A 22433-nucleotide genomic window follows, 5' to 3' on the forward strand; every position below is an offset into this window, starting at 1 on the left:
GCGTTAGCTCGCACGCCTTTACGAACTATCCGGCGAGAGTTTGAGATTCGTCGGCTCGCTTCTGAGAGTCGCACGTCACCGGTGCTAATTTCGCGGAGAGCCAGCCCGTTCTCGGACGGGAGTGTCGAACGACGCCTAATGGAGAATTCTGCGAAGGGCGTCTACGACTTTGACGACGCGATAATGTTAGACGATGGAAAGTTTCGGATTCCCAGACTCTCCAACTCCCGTAGATGGGAGATCTCCGTGGAGAGTGCCGACGTGGTCATTGCTGGCAACGCCTATTTGGCTGAATCTGCTGCGAAGCTAAACTCCGATGTCCGCGTGATCCCAAGCTGTGTCTCACCTGAGCAGTATCTGCCCAAGGAGACCTATGAGTGCGCTTATCGTCATCCTGTTGCAGTCTGGCTCGGTAGTCCGAGCACAGAGACTTACCTGCGGACGATAGAGGGAGCCCTCCTGAATGAGCACAAAAGGTCGGGCCTACGATTGCGATTGGTTAGCAGAGGAAACGGGTCTCTTGGCGCCCTCGACGTTATGACTGATCGTTTCGAATGGTCGTTGTCGAGCTTTGCCGCTCGCCTGACGGATGTGGACTTCGGCATTATGCCTCTACCAGACACTGCCTGGTCCCGGGGCAAATGCGCTTACAAGTTACTTCAGTATGGTGCCGCGGGGCTACCCTCAATAGCCAGCCCTGTTGGAGCGAATGGTGATGTGATTCATAAGTTCGGCTCTCTTGGAGCAGAGAGTTCGGATGAATGGAAACGCTCGCTTGCAGATATGGTGTCGTCTTCGCGAGAAGAACGCCAAGATATGGGCATTAGGAGTAGGGAAACAGTGCTTCGCCACTATAGCTTTCAGGCGTGGGAAGACGAGTGGGCTAAAGCAGTACTGTAACTCTACTTGCATGACAAAGGAATAGGCTCGGCGCGAACCACAGTGACAGCGGAATCTCTTTATAAAGCGGGAACTCTAGGTGCAGTGTCACTTACTCAGCTTGCTCCGCAAGTATCGGGGATGTTGACTCTCTCAACTTTCCAATTCGGAGCATTTTCTGCCGGGTATCTGACTTTTGCTCTCGCTTCGTCGTTCTCTTTGTCTGCGATCTCCGAAGCTTATGCCAGATCGGTTACCTGGTCCGATACGCGGTCTTCGCCTGCCGATTATGCGGCGGTTTCGACGTGGACGGCTGGGTTTTTTGGTGCAGTTGCAGGTGTTATTTTCGGCTTTATGGAGGGCTCGCTACTCACAGCAGTTTTGGGCTTCCTCTCGGTGACTCTGGCGGGCCGGCGATTTCCCATAAGATACTTGGAGATAAGATTAGGGTCTTGGCGTCGATTATTCACGACTGAACTACTGGCGTTGGTCCTCTTCTCCACGGTCATGTTCTGCGTCGGCGACTTTTCCAACCAGCTTGACATTCTCCTCCTGGCTTGGACGGTTGCTGGCATAGCCCATTGGGTTCTTGGGTCGATGCGCGAGGTGGGTGGCCCGCTGTCCGTTGTCCGCTGGTTCAAGCATTATTGGTCCGCTATGAGTCCTCTTCTAAAGGATTCTGCGATGTTGGATATGAGCGCAGTTGGCACGCCATACTTACTAATCCCCGTCCTGGGTGCTGCCGACTTTGGAATCTACCGTGCCATATCTAATTTTTCTGCCCCGGTCAGGATGTTAATTAATCTCTTACGTCCACAACTATCCCGTCGCGACGTTCGCGAAGTATTCGCAATGAGCGTGGTTGGTTTAGTAGCTCTGTTAGGGATGTTTTGCGGCATAGTGGGTGCTTCGATACTGCTGTACGTCGAGCACCATCCGCTGGGGATCGACGTCTTGGACGAAGTTTCGGCATACTGGGCCCCTGCTGGAATCTTCCTGGCTGGTTCTATGGTCGGGCATTACTTATATGTCAACGCCAGGACACGATTGATCGAGCGTGACCTTATTAGAGGTCGCTTGCTTCAAAGCGGGATTTCAATCGCTCTGCCGCTTCTAGGAGCACTCTCTGGCTTAAGTGGCGCAATATGGATGTTCAGCATTGGCACCCTGCTTGGCTCTCTAGTTTGGCTTTGGATATGCTTTAGGATGGTCGATTGAATGCTGGGGATATCTCGTCCAATGACTGAGGGCTTCAGAGGAAAAAAAGGAAGATTCGAAATTTTCAGCGAGAAAGCTCAGAGACCGTGGCGCAGCTAAAATCATCGTCACGTCCACGTTTGTCAGAAATTGGCTTGCTTTGGGCGTCATGGGCCGTCGTTTTCTTGATGCTGGCGATTATTGGGCTCCCGAGGGGTGACGATGTATCTACGGTCGACACTCTCGCGGTGCTATTTCATCTCCTGACCGCTGCCTCGATCTTCTTGCTCGTACTACCGAAAGCTGTTGGGATCATCCTGAGCTTAGCGCTTGTGTGCAGGGTCCTCTTAGTGTTTTGGGACACGCATATGAGAGATTTCCACGTTTTGCTACATAGTGGCAGTGATACAGAAGGATACTATGCTTCCGCACTTCTGGTGTCTTCTGATCTCTCGCTTCTGGGCGAGCCGGTCTACGGAGGCTCCTTTAGCAAGCTGATGGGCTTGTTTTTCTATCTCGTTGGCCCGTTGCGTTCCTTTGCTCAGTATACGAATGCCCTCATGGGCGTGACCGTACTCCTTATTGCGTACAAATTGTTGGCAGAGCAACTCGAACTGAAGAAATCAATCGTCAACAAGTTAATGGTCCTAGGGGCCGTAATGCCGAATTGGGCAATTCTTTCTTCGCTGTTTCTTCGAGAAAGCCTCATCGCGCTGCTTATTACAGTTTCCGTCGCCTACTTTGTAGCCTGGCTTCTAAATGGAACTTTTTCAAGGTTCTTCCTCGCCGTGACTTTCGCTCTGATGGCAACCGTCTTCCATTCTGGGATGATCGCAGTGGCCTTTGGTTATATTCTCGTTGCGTCCGTGTATCAACGCCGACACCGGAAATTCAGAGTAGGCGCCTCCACACTTGGCTACTTATTCTTGCTAGTGCCAGCGGTGGTGTTTGTAGTGTGGAAATACCCAGAACTATTCCTAGGCAAGTTCAGCAGTCTAGAGTCCGCGGAGGACCTGATCGCCACTGTGAATTCGACTCGTGGTGGATCTGCCTACCTTACCTCGATGAATGCTGAAAATGTCGGCCAACTGATTGCATTCGCACCTGTGAGGGCCCTTTACTTCCTGGCGGCGCCGATGCCCTGGGATTGGCGCGGGCTGAATGACGCTTTCATGGCTTTTTCGGATTCTTCTTTCTACGTGGGCGCGTTCTATTTTGCTTTTAAGAACCGACATCTCGCTGGAGGGAATCGCACGCTAATCGCTTCTTTGATTGTCGTGATTCTGGTGGTATCGATGCTGTTTGGAGTCGGCGTCAGCAATACTGGTACGGCGCTTCGCCACAGGTACAAGGTTTCAAGTTTCTTCTTGGTCGTATACGCGCTTGCATTCGAGCGAAGACGCAGACGTGACGCGACATTGGCATCTTCCTGCGGCTAGGTCAGCTATCGAAGCCATCGTCCAACCACAGACAATTGAATGGTACGCCGGGTCGGGATTCTGCAAGCCTGTCATGCTTGCAGCCTTGCCTTTTACGTGTGTCAGTATCTGGAGCAAAGAATCTTGGCAGCTTGACCGGGTTCAAACGCCCGGAGTATGCCTCGACGACCGAGGGGATGCCTGTCAACCAAACCGCCAAGGCGCTTTGGTACGGCGGGGAGTCAGGCGCGACTGAATCGCTCTGGGTTTGATGGAGGCTCTTTTTATTTGATTCCGATCAGCACGTTGGGGGTGCTGGTAGCAGTGTAGTGGGTGTTCTCGAACTCGATCGGTGGTACGTCTCCGAGGTAGCCGTGAAGGCGTTCAGTGTTGTGCCAGTGGACCCAGCCCAGGGTGGCCAGTTCTAGATCCTCGATCGTCTTCCACGGACCCGGATGTGCCGGCCCGCGCACGAGCTCGGTCTTGTAGTATCCGTTAACCGTCTCAGCCAGTGCGTTGACGCTCCTATATCTGTCAACTCACTTTCTGCAGTGGGATGTCGGCGGCTGATTGAGCTTTAACGAGGTGGTAGACCTCGCGGATGACGTAGCGCTTGAGGCATCGAATAATGTCGCGTTTAGACTTGCCTTCGGCGGTTCTTCTAGTGACGTAAGCTTTTGTCGGCTCATGGTGTTGCATCCTGACGATGACGGTGCGGTAGATCGCCGCGTTGAGCTGGCGGTGCCCGCCATGGTTGATCCGGTGCCGGCCGCTGGTCTGCCCCGAGCCGGTGGGGATCGGGCTGATGCCGGCGAGTTTCGCGAAGGCTGCCTCTGATTTGATACGTTCAGGATTATCGCCGACCACGATAAGGATCTCCGCGGCAGTATCGGCACCGATCCCGAATTGCTCCAGTAGTGCTGGACGATATTCAGTCACGAGGGCATTGATCTTTGATTCTATTTCTTTGATCTGAGCATCGAGGAAGAGCCAGCGCCCTGCCAAGGCACGTAACGAGTACCGCAGTGTCCCAGCAACAGTAGTCAGATCAGAGGGGCGTAGCCGTGACAGATGGCGGGCGAGCTTGATCTGCGTCATCTTGTTCGTGCTCGCTCTGAGCTGATCATCTGCGTGGACCAGCATGGCTTTGAGCGTGATCATCGCGGCACTGCGGTCTTTGACTGCGGTGCCGTGGACAACCTTGAGCTGGCGCAGCATCTCGACTGTGCCGTCAGCAGTTTTCGGGGTTGCGGTAGCCATGCCTGCCAGTGCTGCCCGAGCCGCATTTTCCGCATCGAGAGTGTCGGATTTACCGTTCATTCTACGAAGCCGGCGATCGGGCCTGCCCGCTTCCACAACACGATGACCCTGACGGCGTAGATAGGATGTGAGTCCGGCCCCGTAGGATCCTGTTCCCTCGATTCCGAAGACTAAGATCTGCCCATAGGTGTGGGCCCACGCGGTGAGCTTCGCGAACCCGGGAGTGTCGGTAGGGATCGTTAAAGTATCGAGAATTCCGGCCACGGAGTCCATGACGGCTGCAACGTGAATGTGTTTGTGAGTATCAACGCCGACGACAACGTATCCGGATCTCATATTTATGGGGGTCTCCATGGCATTTCCTTGCTTGCTAGTGTGGTCTCACACTGTCGCCTGCCGGGTAGACAGGACTGTCACGAGGAATGCGTAATGCTCCAGGCTCCTATGAGGTCACTCCCGGGAGGTGTCAATGCTCTATTCCGTGCCTGTCCGGGTGCTCGACAGTACAACGCTAAGACACCGTTCGGGTCATTCGTATGCTGGAGTCAGAGCCCACCGGTCAGGTCTTCCCGATTCTTGCGGAACCAGGTGAAAACAGTCTGACAGTCGTAGCTATCGCCAACAGTACCGATCGAGGGAACAGCGCCGATCTCCGCTAGTCTCTCGCCGTAGCGAATGGACGTAAATTGACTGCCTGCATCGCTGTGACACCGAAGCCCGGGCAGGTGAGTCCCGCGCGACCAGCGGGCCATCTCGATCGCATCGAGGACCATGGGTGTGCGCATATGCGAGGCGACTCGCCACCCGACGATCATGCGGGAGTAGACGTCGATGATGAAGCACACATACGCGATCCCGGCCCAGGTGGCAACGAATGTCAGATCGGTGACCCACAGCTGATTCGGGCCTGTGGCGGTGAAATCACGGTCGACCAAGTCAGGATGCCGAGGGACAGTCGCATCACGGTGAGTGGTTCGGACTTTCTTGGTCCGTCGTGCCCCTTCGATCCCTGCTGCTCGCATAAGACGGGCGGTCTGATCGCGGCCGATATCGATTCCCGCACGGCGTGCAGCCTTCCACAGCTTCCGCACTCCATAGACGCTGTAGTTCGCTTCCCACAGCTCAAACAGCCGGGGAATCAGCTCCGCGTCCCGGATCGCACGAGCAGAGGGGCCACGTTTCTTCGCGGCGTAGTACGTGCTTGGAGCCACCTGCAATACCCTGCAGATGGACTCGACTCCAAGACGGCGCCCGGCCACAATATCGTCCCTATTTAAGTCGATGAAGGCCACTATTTCTTGTGTTGGCGGTCGAGTTCCGCCCCGAAGAAAGACGCTGCGCGTTTGAGGATTTCGTTGGCCCGGCGCAGCTCGCGGTTCTCCTGCTCAAGCTCGAGCAGACGGCGGGCCTCATCAGTGCTCACACCAGGGAGGTGGTCATTGAGTATCCGGCCTGTTTAGAGCCACCTGTTCGTGTGTCGGGGAGCCGGCTATGGCGCGCGTGAGAGCCAGTGACTGGCGTTGTTGGGAGCCACCGGCTCTCACGCGCATGTTTAGAGCATTATTTGTGCTTGGTGTTCTCTCATGTTGAAGGTCCCGGTCTCGATCCACGTCGTGTTGTGAACGATGCGATCCATGATCGCATCAGCATGGACGCTGCCGCCGAGGCGGGTGTGCCAGTCCTTTTTCGGATACTGCGTGCAGAACACTGTTGAGGCTGCGTCATAGCGACGCTCGAGCAGCTCCAGGAGGAAGCTCTGAAGCGCTTCATCAGGTGGGTCGAGGAGCCATTCATCGATCACAAGCAGAGTGAAGTTACTCAGCTTCTTGAGCAGCTGTGTCTTCCCGTGGGGCTTATCGGCTGCGACGCTGATGAGCTCTTCCAGGTCCGGCATCCGTACATAGTTGGCGCGGATCCGGTGTTGGCAGGCTTGGTTGGCAAGGGCGGAGCCAAGATAAGACTTGCCCGATCCGGTGAAGCCTTGGAAGACGATGTTGTGGTGCAACTCGATGAACCGGCAAGTTCCCAGCTGAGCCAGCATGGCCTGGTCCAGTCCGCGTTCGGTGAGCATATCGACCCTACGCAGGTCCGCGTCGGGGTAGCGCACTCCTGAGCGGCGCTTGAGGCCTTGGATCTTCGCGTGAGTGAACACGGCGTGGGCGTCATCAACAGCAAGCTTGAGCTTCTCCTCAAACGACAGCCCCAGCGTGAGCCCGTCGTCAAGAGCGCTCAGGGCATCGAGCAGAGGTTCGGCTCCCATGTCGCGCATTTTGTTCTTCGTTTCAGTATCGAGCATCGTCATTTAGATCGGCCTCCGCCATAGTAGGCCGCCCCGCGAACATAGCCCCCACCCTCACTTTGAGAAGAAGGGGCGGCAGTTCCGGTTTTGTCTTGTCCGGTATCGAGGATCGGGCGCACGTGGCTATAGCGTGGGGAGCGAATATTGGCCTCCAAGGCAATCTTGCAGGCGGCCTCGACCCGACCGGCAGTAAATCGCCTCGATAGGCGCAGGACTGCCAGCGCGGGGTCCAGGCCCTGCTCGGTGACTGGGACAGCAGCAAAGATCCGATCAACGACCGTGAGCGTGTTGGCTCCGATCCTGGTGGCCCAGTCACGGACGCGGTGCTCGTCCCAGGGCTGATAGCCCTTCCCGCCGGGCAGGTCACCGTCATGCGTGCGGTATACCCCGCTGGTCCCGGTGGGGACGCGGACGTGACTGGTGAGCCGATCATGACCGTCGTAGATCTCCACCATCGTCGGTGTGATCCGCAGGTCAACCGTTTTACCGATATTGGGGTACGGCACGGAGTAGGAGTTCTTCTGCCACACCACATGAGAGTTCTTGGCGACTTTACGGCCATAGACCCAGGTAGCAATCTCATAAGCCACTGCTGGCAAAGGCCGCAGCAGGGGCTCCTCCTCGGTGCGGAAGACACTCGCGCGAGAGCCTGCACGCTTCTGAAACGGTTCAGCATTATAAGTTTCGAGCTCAGCGCGGATTGCTTGGCGCAGCTGCGCAAGAGAAGCGAAGGAATGCTCTCTGAGCTTGGCGTTGATTCTCGTGGCCACGTGCCAGACCGTGTTCTCCACGCTCGCTTTGTCTTTCGGTTTTCCCACCCGGGCGGGGAGCACGGCTGCCAAGTAGTGGCCGGCGAGCTCACGGTAGGAATCATTCAAGACGATCTCGCCCTCCCGGGGCCTGGTGATGACACCGGTTTTCAGGTTGTCACAGACGATCCGCGGGACGCTGCCGCCGAAGTAATCGAACATCGCTACATGAGCGTTCAACCAGGAAGTCTGTGTCATATCTGCGCAGGGTTCGACAAACGCGTACCGTGAGAACGGCAGGCAAGCGATAAACAGATAGACCTTCTGCTCCGCGCCAGTGACGGGATTTGTCAATGTCATGGTGGGGCCAGCCCAGTCCACTTCCACTGCTTGTCCGGCCTTATGCCCTACCCGTGAGGCGACCCCGGTGAGGTGGACATGATGTTGATATCGTCGGCAGAACCTGTCATAACTCATCGCCAGACCGCCCTCGTCTTTCACGAGGTCGACATACTCGCTGTGCAACAGTTTCAATGTCACCCCGACCCTGGCAAGTTCGCGGTGCACGCGGGTCCAATCCGGTTGGACATAGACGCTGGTGTGTTCTCCACGTCCGGGAAACAGCCGCGCATAAACCTCCGCTTCGGGTACCTCGGCTATGTCGTCATACGACAGGCCTTCGCGGTCGGCGGCTTCAAATACTTGGGCGATGCTATTACGTGACATCCCGTGGGCGGCCGCGATCGCGCGGCCTGATTGTCCCTGGGAACGAAGCTCTAAAATCAGCTTCGACTTAATCTTTCGTACCATGGGTACATGCTCCTTTCGTCGCGCGACCGATCCACGCGACGGAAGGAGCCTAACCAGGGCGGCTCTCCAACACGCCATAAACGGCTCTCACCGACACCATCGGCCTAGACGTGGACTGGCTCTGGAAGGCACCACGAGTGGCTCCCACAACCACGAATATTCAGTCATCGTCGATATCGGCCTGACGCACCCAGGTGCGTACCGATTCTGGGCCGTATCCGAGCTGATCGGCAACTCTTTTGACCGTGCCGTTCTTCGTGCCCAGCTCTTTACGTAAGGCGCGCACCATGCGCACCGCTGCCGCCTTTTCCTCTGGTGAATACCGCCGCTGCGAGGCGCGTCCGGGATTGTTCATAACTGACATTATTCCATCCTTGTTTCCAAGCTCAGGAATCTCCATCAAACCCAGAGCGATTCATTAGCACACTTGGGATTGCGGGTTGAACTCGTGATCACTGACATCGCGTTCGCTTATCGCAAGTCCGCGACATTCCACGCTGTGATCGACGCTCATGTCATCAGCCAGAAGTTCATCAAGCCCCATTGCCCATGTGCCAACGGCAAAGTCGAGCGGCTCAGTCGCACCCTGGCCGCCGAATGGGCTTACCCCAGAGCCTCGAAAACGGACAAAGAACGGGCTCAAGCCGTGCAGTCCTGGAGTGATTACTGCAACCTAGAAAGACCCCACCTCGACATCGGACAACAACGACTTAACAGCCGCATCGAAAACGGTCGAGGTCAATAGGCGTAGAGCGCGTCTACACAAAGTCACAGACGCGGGTAAAGGTGTCTCAAAATGGATCTCTGCCTAGAACCGGGTCTAAACTCGCTTACAAATATACGGCTGACTCAGGACGAGGATTTCCTTCTCTACCGATCACTTGTGAGGGCAGTTCCGCTTGTCATGGCCGTGGTACCCGCAGACGCTGCACCGCCCAGAGTTTTGGGAAATGTTGCACGACCGTCTGTCATGGCCCTTAACACCACATAATGAGCAAGTTCGACTCCCGACCATTCGATCCCCTGTTAGCGATTTCTTTATGCCTGAAGTCGAGAGTATCGCATTCTCCTCTGTCGGCGGCAGTTGAATTTGGTGCATTTCCGGCGATCGAAAACTGAGCGGTTTTAGTTTACAGTTCCTTGTTCTTGTCGGTGTCTGATCCGGTAGGAGGTTCCTTTCGTGGTCAGGACTTGGGCGTGGTGGACGAGCCGGTCGATGATGGCTGTCGCAATCGTCTCGTCGTGGAAGATCGTGGACCAGGACCCGAAAGCGAGGTTTGAGGTGATCAGGATGGATGATTGCTCGTATCGGTCCGAGATGAGCTGGAAGAACAGGTTCGCGGCTTCTGGCTCGATGGGGAGGTAGCCGAGCTCGTCGATGATGATGAGCTTGTAGCGGCGAATACGCCGCAGCTCTTTCGTCAGGTCTCCCTTGTTGTGAGCGGCAGTGAGCGACTGGATCCAGCCGGCTGCGGTGTCGAACAGGACCGGGATTCCGGCCCTGGTCGCGGCAATGCCGAGCCCGATCGATATGTGAGTCTTCCCGGTGCCTGGTGGGCCGAGAAGGATCATGTTCTCCGCGTTGTGGATCCAGGTCGAGCGTGATGCTGCTTGAACGTCTGAGCGCAGGTGGGGCTGGTGATCGAAGGTGAAGTCCTCAATCGTCTTCATGGACGGGAAGTGTGCTCGTTTCCGTCGTATCTCGGCCCCAGATGCTTCCCGGGCGGTGACCTCGGCTTCCAAAACCGCGGCTAAGTACTCCTCGAACGTCCAGCCCTGTGCCCGCCCAGTGTCAGCCAGGCGAGCGAAAGAAGCTTGAATACGTGGTGCTTTCAACGCACTCGTGTAGTACGTGACGTCTTTGATCGCCTCCATTTAGGCCACCTCGATGTCAAAGATCTGGTCATATACTGCCAGGTCCCCGCCCTGGACCGTCACTCCGTAGCCGGGCAGGCCCTGGCGCTGCTGAAAGGTCGCACGCAGCTTCCGAGCGGTCTCCACGTGGTCAGGGTCGGTCACCTGACCGCCGCTGCCCCAAAGACGCTCATGAGTCGTGATGACCTTCCCGCCCGTACTGACTTGGACCGTCGACAGGTCCATGGTGACGTCGATGCGGTGCCCGATCCACCTGGGGTCAACACTGTAGGCGTTCGCGCCGATCTCGATGTAGTAGTCACGTCCCAACCGCGTCTGCACAGTCCACCTCGCTGCGGGATCAACCGGCGGCAACGCACCCATATGCTCGAGCTCGACGGTCAGGCCCTGGCCCCGAGTTTGGTCTTTCCCTCGTGGTTTCTTCCCTCGGATCACCTCGAGCCAGCCGGCGAGTTGAGCATTGAAATCCTTGGGACTGGCGAACGTCCGCCCGGGCAGGAACGAGGTTTCCAGGTAGGAGTTGAACCGTTCGACCACGCCCTTGGTCTCCGGGTCATAGGGTTTGGCTTGGACGAGCTTCACTCCGAGGGTTCCACAGAACTCCGCGACTTCCTGCCCGAGCTTGCCGTATCGTCCGATTCCGGCCTCGTTGTCCCACAATAGGCGTCGAGGAACCCTGCCAAAGGTGCTGATCCCGTCCCACATGCCCAACAGCAGGTCCGGGCGTTGCCGGCTCGGGATCATCAAGGCAACGGGATACTTTGACCAGGCCAGGATCATCGTCAGCACAGGGAAGCGTGCCGTCTTGCCGTTCCCGATCGGGATATCAACATTGGGGAACCACAGGTCACACTGAGCCACATCCCCGATCTCCCACTCCAACCGGTCCGCAGGATCGAGACGTCGTGGCGCATACTCAGGACGGATCCGTGCCACATTCTGCCGCAAGGCCCTCTCCGAGTAAGGCCAGCCCACCCGCTCGCCGATCACCGAGGCCGGCATCGTCGGACACTCCTCCAGCAGCCACCGTATCCGGGCCTCATACTCCCCAAACTTCGTCGGTGTCCTCGTGCGGACATAACGCGGCGGCTGATCAGACTTCACCGCCCGATCCACCGTATTGCGTGAGATACCCAGCTCAGCAGCAATACGAGCCTTCGGTACACCCTCGCGGGCAAGCACCCGGATCTTTTCCCAATCGTGCATTGAAATCACACTCCACATCGTTAATCGAAGTGCTCACTTTTCAAATGCCGAAACTGCTCACTTTTCAACTGCCGCCGACACTCCTCGAGTGCACCTGGATTTCGGTCGTTGTGAGTGCCGGCGATGGGGAACCGTCTGGTCTTCTGCCGTTGATTTCTCGGTCAGAGAGAACGGTTAGCAGTGTCCCTTAGAGTGTTGTATCCGCATGGTGGTCGTGAGCGTGGCTACTGAATTGAGCGCGGTCCTGCTGCAGATCATGATCAACGCCCCGCTCTCAGGCGATGCTGATGCTGATGTCGATGCGGAGTGGGACAACTCCAGTCCCAACCATCTTGCTCAGCGCCATGGCTACCTTGCTCAGAGCGATGGCTTCCGACACAGGCCCCTCGACACCTGGGTTTACACCGTCGACGTTGCTATTCCGAAGCTCAAGACGGGCACGTTTGCGAGAGCCAACCATGGCGTCGTGAGAGCCGGTGGGCGTTCTTGGGGGATTGTGTTAGTGAAAGCGGGAAGGCCCGCTTAAGGAACCCGGGGCAGTGAAACCTTCCGCTATTTGCAGGTCTCACAACAAAAGAATCGAAGCGAAACCCGCGACCCTTCAGCAAGGGATGGTTTAAATCAAAAGCTGTCTATGATCCACTATCGCGGAAGATCAACTGCGTTGGCGGACACTGCCCTTATGACGCGCTGCCACGTTCTCTGTGTTGGCATCGCCCTGTGTGTATCCCGAATAGTAGCCATAGCGCTCTTCCCTAGACTTGAGTTCGGCGTCATTCAGGACCAATCCGAGCGTCGATGCCAGTCCAGATTCCAGCACGTCAATTGTCGATTGGATCTGGGACCGCTTGGTCACCCCGGCACGCGACACGACGATAGCCCCTCCAGCCTGCGATGCGACGACGACGGCGTCTGTCACTGGAAGGACAGGTGGGGTGTCCAGAACAACGTAGTCAAACTCGCGTTCAGCGTGGGAAAGCAGCTGCTTCATAGCTCCTGATCCGAGCAGCTCGGAGGGATTCGGCGGGACCGTTCCGGAAGGCAACACCCACAAATTTGTCGCGGCGGGAATTGCGAGATCCGCCAATGTTCCACGCTTGGTCAGAATGTCGCTGAGCCCGAGCTCGTTGTCGATCTGCAGGCGATTGGCGACCGAGGGGCGTCGCAGATCCGCGTCGATCAGGAGCACTGTCTCGCCCGCCTGAGCAAGTACGCTCGCAAGGCTCACAGCGGTCTGTGTCTTTCCCTCATCGGGGAGCGAAGAAGTGATGACAAGGGACTTCTTCCTTTCGCCGCCCAGACCGACAAACGTCACGTTCGTACGTAGACGGCGGTAGGCCTCGGAATGCGCTCGTCGCTCTGACGGCGTCATATTCTTCGAGATATGCCCGACAGTCGCAAGGATCGGTTTGTCTGTTACCTCTTGAATGTCGCCTGCATCCCGAACCCTCGTATCGAGTACTTCTCGTAGCAGCGCCTGGCCGAAGGCGAGCAGGAGCCCGAGGATCACTGCCAGGGCAAGATTCGTCATCGGCTTCGGGGCTGTCGGCGTGGTCGGCACCGTCGCAGGGTCGATAACGCTGGCACTGACAAGGTTCAACCCATCCGAGCTGGTCGGCGCCAGGTCATCTACCGTTGCCACGAGACTAGCAGCGACTGCATTAGCAAGATCGGTGACTTCAGCGGAGTTTTCGCCAGACGCCGCAATCTCGATGAGCGAGGTCGCATTTGGAGACGACGCTGAGATGCTGCGCGAGAGAGACGCTGGCGTGGCATCCAGATCCAGCTCATCAATAACGGGCTGGAGTACGCTGGCGGTCGATACGACTTGAACAAAGGACTGCACCTGTCGCTCTGCATAGTTGGCTCCCTGAGAGAGCTCGCCTGCAGTGTCACCGCTTTCGACCGTGATGAAGACCGTTGCATCTGCCCGATAAGTAGGATCCTGCATGATCGTGTAGCCGGCGACGGCCGCCACTACGACGAAAAGGGTTGCAAGAATACTTCGCCAGTAGTCCCGAATGATTTTGAGATACTGCTGAAGTTCCATAACCGTCCTAAAACATTCTTGAGCTGGGTAAATACTGCAGAACTATTGACAGAATCACAGTACACACAGACTGTACCTGCTGGGCCGCGCTGTCCGCTTCTTCATGGCTTAGACTCACCGTGAGATTAGTAGCATGCGGTGGCAATTTGTGAACGGAAGTGAGTGATGAGATCAGTTCGTAATCGGGGTCTGCTTGCGATCATTGGACTGATTGTTCTCGGAGTTCTCGCCGTTGCGCTCAGTCTGGCTGCTCTGGCCAGTGGTCGGGGGGCGGAGTATGCGGATGCGACCGAAACCCGTTCGTTCGACTTCAGTGATGAGACGAACAGTGATTCTCACATCTCGACAGAACCGGCCGAGCCCACTTTGGATCCAGAAGCCGAAACCGAGACTTTCGTGCCAGCACCTGACGAGAGCATGACGGCGGTGATTGTCGGTGACTCGAACTCGCTGGGTGACCCTCAGACCCTGTGGGTGGGGCCGGTCAGCACCGAGCTCGAGTGGGAGCCTCTGTACAACCTCTCAGCGCCTGGCAGGGGCTATGTGACGCCTCCGCGCGTGTGCAACGACTCTCCCTGCACGCCCTTCCCGGGCACAGTGGACGCCATCGCTGAACTCTCGCCTGAAGTCGTTGTCACCTTTGGGGGAGTGGCCGATGGCGATACCCCACTGACCGAAGTCGCTGCCCAGTACTACACGGATCTTCGTGCCGCGTTGCCTGAAGCCCGCATCATTGCAGTCGCTCCTATCTACAGCGCCGATTCGGTTCCGGACTGGGCGCCGCTCCATCGGGCGTCGATCCAGGCTGCTGTTGAATCCGTTGGCGGGGTGTATGTCGATGCTGGGCAGCCGGCACTCGGCGACGGCGAGGCGATGGGCGCAGAGGCGCATGCCGAGCTCGCGGCGACCCTCATCGCCGTACTCAAGCCGTAGAGCCAAAAGTGTCGAGAAGAGGACCTTGTGTGAACGAGCCGGATGTCAGATCGACCGAGATTCCCGGGCTGCTGGTTGTGAGCTCATCCCTCCAGGAGACACCCGATGGCTGGTTCACGGAGAACTGGCATGATGCCAAGCTGGAATCTGCCGGCGGACCGAGCTTCAATCCCGTTCAGCACAATGTCACTCTCGTTCAGCGCCGAGGCGTGACTCGAGGCTTCCATGCCGAACCCTGGGACAGGTACGTCAGCGTTCTCAGCGGCTCCGCCTTCGGTGCGTGGGTGGACCTGCGTGAGGGTGAGGGCTACGGTCGCGTGGCGACACAGGAGCTCTCGCTCGGCACCTCCGTCTTTGTTCCTCGAGGGGTGGGCAACGCACATCAGGTGCTCGAGGACGGCACGACCTTCAGCTACCTCCTCTCCGAGCATTGGACACCGGAGGCGCGCGAGCGGACAAAGACCGCCAACCTGTTCGACCCCGCACTTCAGATCCCGTGGCCGATCTCCCGAGATTATTCGGTCCTGTCAGAGCGGGACCTGGCTGCTCCTTATCTCTCCATGCCGAAGGCCAAGTCCACGGGGTTGGGTTCGATGTTCCGCAGATCTGCGGTTCACATAGGCCGCGGCGATGAACGGGGCGCTGGACCCTACCGGGTGCTCTTTGTCTGCACTGCCAACATCTGCCGCTCCGCGTACGCGGATGTTGTGGCACGAGCCAGTCGTGCCCGAGGGATCGAATTCGCCTCTGCCGGCACGCACGCGCTGGTCGGTGAACCCATTGATCCGCCAATGGGAGGTCTTACCGCGGGCAGGGGAGAGGCTCGAAGCCACCGAGCCCAGCAGCTCGATCGTGGGCTTGTCGACGAGGCGGACCTCATTCTCACCATGGCGCCAGAGCATCGCCGGTACATTCTCGATGAGTGGCCTCAGGCGGCCACGAAGACCTTTGTCATCGGCCATGCCGCACGAGAGATCCAGTCTCTTCCCGCGGGGTCGCGACTCGGTGATGTGACCAAGCATTTGTGGCAGCACAGAAGCACGGGCCAGCGCGACGCCGTTTCCGACCCCTACAGACGAGGGCAGGCCGCCGCGATCACGGCAGCGCAGGCGATCGACACCCACCTGGAGAGCATCATCCCGGCCCTGCAAACGCTGGTTGACCGGCAGGGATGAGACAGTCAGCCCGGGTTGTCCTTGAGTCTGTGTCTCCACTGCGGAAACGGCTCGGACCAGCAGGAGTCTTTTTTGTCCTGAGCGTGGCGCTGTGGACTCTTTGGGTGCTCGCCTCTCCTGTGATCAGCCACCGTCCACCCAGTTTCTCGTCGCCGTATCTGCTCTCCCCGCTCGTTCTTCTTGCCGGTGCTGTGGCAGGGGGACTGCTCGTTGATCGCTGGCGGAACTGTTCGCTCCGGGAACCAGTCCCCGTTCTCTTGGCGATTGCGGCCTTCGCCGCTCCGGTCTATGCCAATGCCAGTGCCGCCGTCGGTGTGCTCCTTGTGGCAATAGCGGCAGTCGCTCTCCTCGACCTGCCAAGACCAATGGACATCGCAGGGATGGCGCGTACGTCTGAAATTGTGGGTGCCGCCCCTGCCGCGTCAGCCACGGCCGCCAACGAAGCCTCGAGACACTTTCCAGTCCGCGTGCCGCGGAGCATCCGGCAGATGGGCGAGTCACGCCAAGCGGCCTTTGCGATGGGTGTAGGCGTGATCGGTATTCTCCTGGCCTTTGGTTCTCAAGCCTCGCTCCTCCTGCTCGCAGCGCTCCTAGTCACGATCAGCGTGGTCTATCGCGTGAGGACAGGACCGTCCCGCGCGATCACTTTGGCAACTGGACTTGTCCTCGTCGCATTCGCTGCCGTCACGGTTGCGATCCTAGGATCGCGGGAGTCGTGGCCGGCATGGCTCTCACAGAGCGACAGTCTCAGCAGTGCCCGACACACTCTCTGGAATGATGCCCTGTCACTCTGGAAGCAGAATCCCCTAGTGGGCAGCGGCCATGGCACCTTCACACCGTCTTCAGAGCTGGCATCGACGACCCCCGGGCTCGAGGCCACGCATTCCCTGGTTCTTCAGGTGCTCGCCGAGCTCGGGATCATCGGCTTGGTGCTGCTGGCCGCTGTCTTCGCGGGCGGTCTCCTCTTGGCGACCCAGACTGGTCGGGACAGGGGAGCGATCTCGGGGGCGGCGTGGACATTCCTTGCGATCCACTCGACCATCGACCATCTCGAAGACTTCCCGGTTGTCGCCCTGACGGCTGGAATCCTCATCGGATGGTCGGGTCGACATGATCCGCTCCATCAGTAGAGAATTTCCGGCCCGCGTAACAGGCCTGCATAACCTGTGTCTTCGGCGCTTCAGACAGGGCGCAGGACCTTGTCCTGCGCCCTGCCGCGGCGAATCGAAATTCATGGGAACGAGCAGGCAATTGGTGGTTATGTAGCGAACACTGCGGCCACCTAGTTCCTTATAGACGTTGAACCCTCGCGCTCAGCGGCTCGGGATGGCAGCGAGAAAGGCTGGGGCTCCATGCCTGCGGAGGGCATCCAATTCGAAGGAGATCAGCTACTTCTGCACCGTCGCTTGCCGATTGCTAACGTCGTTTTCTGACCATAAGGAGTCGCTTCGATTAGTTCCCGCGTAGTCGGTAAGCGATCCCGCACCCGTAGATCTAGCTGCCAGTACGGCTTGACAATGCCCAGCAGCGATGGTGTGATATCCCCTACAGGTACATAGACGTACATATACAAGGGGGAACATTGATTCTCGTAATCGGTAGTTACGGAACCGGGATCACCATGCGCGTTCCACGGATTCCAGAAAGCGGAGAGACGATCAGCGGTGCTCAGCTCTCCATTGGCTATGGCGGCAAGAGCTCGAACCAGGCAGTTGCGGCGCGGCGCCAGGGAGCCTCCCGCGTTGAGCTGATTACGGCGATCGGTGATGACGCATTCGGCAGGGAAGCCCGCCAGCTATGGAATGACGAGGGAATCGGATTCCAGTTCGTCAAGACCGTGCCAGAGGTATCGACGATGGTTGGGGGCATCTTTGTCGAACCCTCGGGCGAGAACCGCATTGTCATTGCACCGGGCGCATTGGAGCACCTCACCGTTAAGGACCTCGAGTCCTTCAGTGAGCTATTTGATCAGGCTTCGGTTGTTGTCGTCTGTTTGGAGATCCCAACCGACGTGGTGGCTCACGCAATCGCAATGGCCGATGAGCGAGGTGCGCGGGTTGTTCTGAATCCCGCACCAGCGGCTCCTCTGGATGAATCCGTGTTTTCGAAGGCTGACTTTTTCATTCCCAACGAGTCAGAATTCGAGTTCTACTCGAAAAGCGGTTATGAACGGCCTCCGGGCCAGACCCTGATCGTCACGCAGGGATCGGGCGGAGTACGTGTCATCGACGATGCAGGCGAACAGCGCTTCGCCCCTCTTCCTCAAGAGAAGGTCGTCGACACGACCGGTGCGGGTGACACATTCGTGGGCACATTCTGCGCGGCGATCGACGAAGGACTGAACGTCAGCACTGCGGTCAAGCGAGCGATCGTCGCATCGTCGCTTTCTGTCACCAAGAACGAAGTTATTCCCGCGATACCGGAACGTGAGGCTGTCGACGCGGAGCTGAAGAACGCTGAAGAAGGAATTTGGAAATGACAGCTGCACCGGAACTCAGCTCGAAAGATGCCAAGGACGCTCAGATCAAGAACGCGAGAAAGCTCGATCTGAACGACAAGATTCGGAAGTTTTCGACCCTTGCTGGCCTTGTGGCCCTCGTTGTATACGGCGTAGTGGTCGTCGACGGTTATGCCACGAGTGGCAACATTCTTGGCGTGACGCAGCAGGTCGCCCAGATCGGCATCATGGCGATCGGCATGACCTTTGTTCTAATCAATGGCGAAATAGATCTTTCGGTTGGATCTATTTATGGCCTTTCTGCCGTCGTCGGCGGCATGCTGATCTCCAACGGCACACCGTGGGTTCTCGCCACGCTTCTCGCTGTCGCCGTCGGCGCCGCCTGTGGCTTCTTAAACGGCATTATGACTGTCGGGCTGGCGATTCCATCATTCATCGTCACGCTCGGTACTCTTTCGATCTTCCGAGGGACGGCGCTTCTCGTTTCAGATGGAACTCCGATTTCGCTCAGCTCGAGCGATGAGAACGTTGCTGCATTCAATATCCTCGGGCAGGGAAAGATTGCTGGCGCGGTCCCGATGCAGTTCCTGATCTTTGCGATCGCCGTCGCTATTGGCTGGGTGCTTCTTCACCGGTCCAAGCTCGGTTACGACAGCTACGCAGTAGGCGGCAGTGTAAACGCGGCAAAACTCTCTGGCATTAACACTGGCCGCACCAAGACCATGGCCTTCGTTCTTTCGGGCGCAACGGCCGGCCTGGCCGGTGTTCTTGGGCTGTCCTTCCTGTCATACGTTCAAGGAGTCACGGGCAGCGGCATGGAACTCATCGTCATCTCAGCCGTCATCATCGGCGGTGCAGCGCTGACCGGCGGTTCGGGAACGATGTGGGGCACGGTCATCGGCGTCTTCTTCATCGGAGTCCTGCAGAACATTCTCAACCTTCAAGGCATCAGTTCCTTCTGGCAGACCGTAGCCACAGGAGCAGTCATCATCATCGCAGTCGCCGGTGATTCAGCTCTATCTCGAAGAAAAAAATAGGTCAACGTTGACCCCATCTAAAGGAGAACAATCATGACAACGACAACGAAGAATTGGCCCGCACGTAGGATCGTTGGCGCCGCTGTGACAGCGTTCGCTCTGGCACTGACTGGCGCGGCATGCAGTACAGATGCCGAAACCGCTGAGGCCGGCAACGGCAGTGAAGACGCGGACAGCAACGGGTTCGTGCTCGCAGATAGAATTCGGGAGAAGGTCGAGAACGGCGAAGAGCTCGTAATCAAACTCTCTTACCACGACCCCTCCCTGGCGTTTGCCTCGCCCATCGAAGCGGGCATGCAGCGCGCAGGCGAAGAGCTCGGCGTTGACGTACAGCTGATCGGACCCGCTGGTGGTGACCCTGCGGCGCAGGTCTCTGAACTCCAGACCCTGATTACGCAGGGAAACATCGACGGTCTCGCTGTGTCCTCTGCATCGAACGATGCCCTTAAGCCCGTGATCCAGCAGGCGTTTGACGCAGGCATTCCGATCATCTCCTTCAATACCAACAATCCTGACTCGCAGCAGCTTGGGTTCGTGGGACAGGACCTGCGTGCTTCTGGTGTGACCCTGGGAGAGGAACTGCTCGAGCTTCTCGGAGACGTTAGCGGGGACGTCGTTGTCGTTTCTGTAGACACTGGTGCCGGGTGGCATAACGATCGTTTCGAGGGCTTCAAGTCCGCTCTAGAAGATTCCGGAAACAACATCGTCGGTCCGGTCAATACCGGCAATGAGCCCACTGGTGCCTACAACACTATCGAGTCGACCATGGCTGGAAATGGCGACGCCGTGGCCATTGCCTCGATGGATTGCTGTTCGTTCACTGCAGCAGGCACCTGGGTTAAGCAGCATGGTAAGACAGGCGAGATCGCTCTTGTCGGGTTCGACCTCCAGTCGCAGACCATTGACAACGTCAATGAGGGTGTCGCAGCCTTTACAATCAGCCAGGCGCCTGAAGAGCAGGGCTTCCAGGCCGTGAAGGTTCTCCGGGACTTCATCGTCGACGGTAAAGAGATTGAAGATGTCGATACGGGAGCTGACATCTTCACCATCGACAACATCGCCGAAGCCCCCGCTGAGGGGTAATCCTCGATGACATCGGTCCAGCACGCACAGCTTCTGCTCTCTGCAGAGAAGCTATCGAAGCAGTACGGGTCGTTCTTCGCTCTCCGAGACGTGTCGCTTAACCTCCATGCCGGTGAGTTCGTCGCGGTGATGGGCGAGAACGGCGCAGGGAAATCGACCCTGATGAAGATCCTCGCCGGAATGGAACTCGCTACATCTGGAGTGGTTCGCGTCCTTGCGGACGAGACTCTGAGAGTGGCGAAAGGGCGTGATCTTGAGTCGGCCGTTGCAATCGTGCCCCAAGAAATCGATCTGGCTGAGGATCGTTCGATTGCGCAGAACATCTATATGGGAAATGAGCCTGGCCATAGGTGGTTCCCTTCTGCGCGGAAGCTCAACGTGCAGGCGGCCGAGCTGCTCGCCAGAATCGGCTCTCCGCTCGATGCAAGACAACGGGTTGGCGACCTGGACTCAGCCTCCAAACAGATGGTGCTGATCGCCAGAGCGCTCGCGCGTGAGTCTCAGATCGTCATCTTCGATGAACCAACCGCTAACCTTTCGCCGAGAGAATCCGAATCGCTTTTCGAGGTGATCCAGAGCCTTCAATCTGACGGAGTGGGCATTCTCTATGTGTCCCACAGGATTCCCGAGGTCATGCGATTGTCCGACAGGATCGAAGTGCTGCGTGATGGCAGTCATTCGGGAAGCTGGCCCACCAGTTCTACTGACGAGGGGCAGGTCGTGAACTCCATGGTGGGGCGAGAGCTGGATCTACTCACGAGGCTCGAGCCCTATTCGCAGAGGGGTACCAGCAAGCTTTCGATCAAAGACCTCAGGATCGATGGCATCGGACCGATCAACCTCGATGTCTATGAGGGCCAGGTGGTTGGTATTGCGGGCTTGCCGGACTCCGGTCGCGAAGAGCTCCTCCGAGGCATCTACGGTGCGGAGGGTGAGGTCAGCGGCTCCATCGGAGTCAACGGCGCGGAGATCGTCAAAGCAGACATTCGCGAGGCAGTGCAGGCCGGAGTGGTTTACCTCCCAGGTGAGCGACGCGCAGCAGGTATCTTCCCCACGATGTCTGTGAAGAGCAACATCTCATCCCTTGTTGCCAGCAGATACACCAGATTCGGGCTCATGCGCAGCTCGAAGCTGGCGGCGGTCGCGGAGGAGTATGCGAAGGCGGTCAACGTCCGCGCAGCATCTCTAGACTTGCCGATCACAAGCCTGTCGGGAGGAAACCAGCAGAAGGCTCTGATCGCTCGCCTCTTGGCAACAGAGCCTCAAGTGATGCTGTTGGATGAGCCCACCCGAGGAGTTGATGTTGGGGCGAAATCCGAAGTCTACTCGGTGATCTCGGAACTCACGAGGAAGGGTATGGCAGTCCTGCTGTCATCGTCGGACCTTCCCGAACTGCTCGGCCAGTGTCACCAAATCCTCGTGATGTTCAGAGGAGAGATCGTGGCAACGCTCGAGGCATCGCAGACAACTGAAGAAGAGATCATGGCCTACGCAACGATGGGCCACGCAATTAAGGAGACAGCGTGAAAAACAGAGGAATCCTCAACGCCGAATTGGCCAGGGCAGTTGCATCGATGGGGCACACCGACATCATGATGGTCGTCGATGCAGGCTTTCCGATACCGAATGGCGCGTGGCGTATAGACCTGGCGATTCAACAGGACCTCCCAACGCACGAGCAGATCATCCCGCTGCTGGCTTCAGAGCTCATAGTTGAGCAGACATTCGTTGCCGAAGACGTCCTCGAGTACAACCCAGTCCTCAACAAGCTGGTCCAGGAGTCTTTCCCGGCTGCAGAACACTCCACAGCAAAGCATGAAGATCTGCTCGGCTCCATCGCTGCCAGAGCTAAGGTCATCGTCCGCACGGGTGCTTTCAACCCCTGGGGGAACGTCGCTCTCGTCAGCGGGATTGATGCCCCCATCTGGTTCGACCGCCCGGGGGTCACAACCCCAGATTCGTACAAAGCCCGTATCGAAGCAATCAAAAAAGAAGGAAACTAGT

At 57.7% G+C, this 22433-nt stretch carries 19 protein-coding genes, 3 pseudogenes and 1 other annotated feature; of the genes and pseudogenes, 13 read left to right on the top strand and 9 right to left on the bottom strand.

The genetic code is table 11. The annotated features are described in order from the left end of the window. Nucleotides 1-138 precede the first annotated feature (138 nt). The 3 genes from EJO69_RS02120 to EJO69_RS02130 all read left to right on the top strand — a co-directional run bounded on the left by EJO69_RS02120 (nt 139) and on the right by EJO69_RS02130 (nt 3515). Entirely contained in the window at nt 139-900 is a 762-nt protein-coding gene (locus EJO69_RS02120; protein WP_126038601.1) for a glycosyltransferase family protein, read from the top strand. 84 nt (nt 901-984) lie between these two features. Then, entirely contained in the window at nt 985-2097 is a 1113-nt protein-coding gene (locus EJO69_RS02125; protein ID WP_164519836.1) for an MATE family efflux transporter, read from the top strand. A gap of 347 nt (nt 2098-2444) precedes the next feature. Beyond that, nucleotides 2445-3515 (top strand): hypothetical protein, encoded by a 1071-nt coding sequence (locus EJO69_RS02130; protein ID WP_126038606.1) that lies wholly within the window; start codon nt 2445-2447, stop codon nt 3513-3515. A 263-nt stretch (nt 3516-3778) separates the two neighbouring features. Here EJO69_RS02130 and EJO69_RS02135 read toward each other — a convergent pair. The 6 genes and pseudogenes from EJO69_RS02135 to EJO69_RS02160 form a co-directional block, all read right to left on the bottom strand. After that, nucleotides 3779-4012 (bottom strand): annotated as a pseudogene (locus EJO69_RS02135) (integrase core domain-containing protein); the annotation flags it as partial. Nucleotides 4013-4028: 16 nt separating this feature from the next. Then, nucleotides 4029-5108, bottom strand: coding sequence for an IS110 family RNA-guided transposase (locus EJO69_RS02140; RefSeq protein WP_211331473.1), 1080 nt, complete (start codon nt 5106-5108; stop codon nt 4029-4031). A gap of 251 nt (nt 5109-5359) precedes the next feature. Continuing rightward, nucleotides 5360-6186 (bottom strand): annotated as a pseudogene (locus EJO69_RS02145) (IS3 family transposase); the annotation flags it as partial. Further along, nucleotides 5957-6091: a sequence feature (AL1L pseudoknot), on the bottom strand. (Overlaps the previous pseudogene by 135 nt.) A gap of 120 nt (nt 6187-6306) precedes the next feature. Continuing rightward, nucleotides 6307-7056 (bottom strand): ATP-binding protein, encoded by a 750-nt coding sequence (locus EJO69_RS02150; protein ID WP_126038609.1) that lies wholly within the window; start codon nt 7054-7056, stop codon nt 6307-6309. Continuing rightward, on the bottom strand, nt 7053-8612 hold the full coding sequence (gene istA / locus EJO69_RS02155; RefSeq protein WP_126038612.1) for an IS21 family transposase: 1560 nt from the start codon (nt 8610-8612) through the stop codon (nt 7053-7055). The genes EJO69_RS02150 and istA (EJO69_RS02155) overlap by 4 nt, the downstream gene beginning before the upstream one ends. 166 nt (nt 8613-8778) lie before the next feature. Next, a pseudogene (locus tag EJO69_RS02160) lies at nt 8779-8976 on the bottom strand (transposase); the annotation flags it as partial. Between the two features lie 84 nt (nt 8977-9060). On the opposite strand from EJO69_RS02160, the gene EJO69_RS02165 reads away from it, so the two are divergent. Then, a complete protein-coding gene (locus EJO69_RS02165) occupies nt 9061-9357 on the top strand; it encodes an integrase core domain-containing protein (protein WP_164519837.1) in 297 nt (98 codons plus the stop codon). Between the two features lie 380 nt (nt 9358-9737). Here the strand turns inward: EJO69_RS02165 and istB are convergent, their stop codons facing one another. Both istB and istA (EJO69_RS02175) read right to left on the bottom strand, forming a co-directional pair. Beyond that, nucleotides 9738-10487: an IS21-like element helper ATPase IstB gene (istB, locus tag EJO69_RS02170; protein WP_126038216.1), complete on the bottom strand. Its 750-nt coding sequence runs from the start codon at nt 10485-10487 to the stop codon at nt 9738-9740. Continuing rightward, nucleotides 10488-11693, bottom strand: a complete 1206-nt coding sequence (gene istA / locus EJO69_RS02175; RefSeq protein WP_126038218.1) for an IS21 family transposase — start codon at nt 11691-11693, stop codon at nt 10488-10490. Between the two features lie 205 nt (nt 11694-11898). Here istA (EJO69_RS02175) and EJO69_RS12515 point away from each other — a divergent pair, with 205 nt between their 5' ends. Then, nucleotides 11899-12219, top strand: coding sequence for a transposase (locus EJO69_RS12515; protein WP_126038618.1), 321 nt, complete (start codon nt 11899-11901; stop codon nt 12217-12219). Nucleotides 12220-12348: 129 nt separating this feature from the next. On the opposite strand, the gene EJO69_RS02185 is transcribed toward EJO69_RS12515, so the two are convergent. Next, nucleotides 12349-13743 (bottom strand): tyrosine-protein kinase domain-containing protein, encoded by a 1395-nt coding sequence (locus tag EJO69_RS02185; RefSeq protein ID WP_126038621.1) that lies wholly within the window; start codon nt 13741-13743, stop codon nt 12349-12351. 417 nt (nt 13744-14160) lie between these two features. Between EJO69_RS02185 and EJO69_RS02190 the strand changes: the two genes are divergently transcribed. From EJO69_RS02190 to rbsD, 8 genes are all read left to right on the top strand, one after another. Next, nucleotides 14161-14676 carry an SGNH/GDSL hydrolase family protein gene (locus EJO69_RS02190; RefSeq protein WP_126038624.1) on the top strand — a complete coding sequence of 172 codons (516 nt, stop codon included), beginning with the start codon at nt 14161-14163 and terminating at the stop codon, nt 14674-14676. Nucleotides 14677-14705: 29 nt separating this feature from the next. Continuing rightward, on the top strand, nt 14706-15851 hold the full coding sequence (locus EJO69_RS02195; protein ID WP_126038627.1) for a dTDP-4-dehydrorhamnose 3,5-epimerase family protein: 1146 nt from the start codon (nt 14706-14708) through the stop codon (nt 15849-15851). 518 nt (nt 15852-16369) lie between these two features. After that, a complete protein-coding gene (locus EJO69_RS12245; RefSeq protein WP_245993807.1) occupies nt 16370-16981 on the top strand; it encodes an O-antigen ligase family protein in 612 nt (203 codons plus the stop codon). Nucleotides 16982-17433: 452 nt separating this feature from the next. Next, nucleotides 17434-18330: a ribokinase gene (locus tag EJO69_RS02205; RefSeq protein ID WP_126038632.1), complete on the top strand. Its 897-nt coding sequence runs from the start codon at nt 17434-17436 to the stop codon at nt 18328-18330. After that, nucleotides 18327-19346 carry an ABC transporter permease gene (locus tag EJO69_RS02210; protein WP_126038635.1) on the top strand — a complete coding sequence of 340 codons (1020 nt, stop codon included), beginning with the start codon at nt 18327-18329 and terminating at the stop codon, nt 19344-19346. Before EJO69_RS02205 ends, EJO69_RS02210 begins: the two co-directional genes overlap by 4 nt. A gap of 33 nt (nt 19347-19379) precedes the next feature. Then, nucleotides 19380-20429: a substrate-binding domain-containing protein gene (locus EJO69_RS02215; protein ID WP_126038638.1), complete on the top strand. Its 1050-nt coding sequence runs from the start codon at nt 19380-19382 to the stop codon at nt 20427-20429. Between the two features lie 6 nt (nt 20430-20435). Then, a complete protein-coding gene (locus EJO69_RS02220; protein ID WP_126038640.1) occupies nt 20436-21956 on the top strand; it encodes a sugar ABC transporter ATP-binding protein in 1521 nt (506 codons plus the stop codon). Next, nucleotides 21953-22432, top strand: coding sequence for a D-ribose pyranase (rbsD, locus tag EJO69_RS02225; protein ID WP_126038643.1), 480 nt, complete (start codon nt 21953-21955; stop codon nt 22430-22432). Before EJO69_RS02220 ends, rbsD begins: the two co-directional genes overlap by 4 nt. Nucleotide 22433 lies beyond the last annotated feature (1 nt).

This window comes from Flaviflexus salsibiostraticola (assembly GCF_003952265.1).
Taxonomy (GTDB): domain Bacteria; phylum Actinomycetota; class Actinomycetes; order Actinomycetales; family Actinomycetaceae; genus Flaviflexus; species Flaviflexus salsibiostraticola.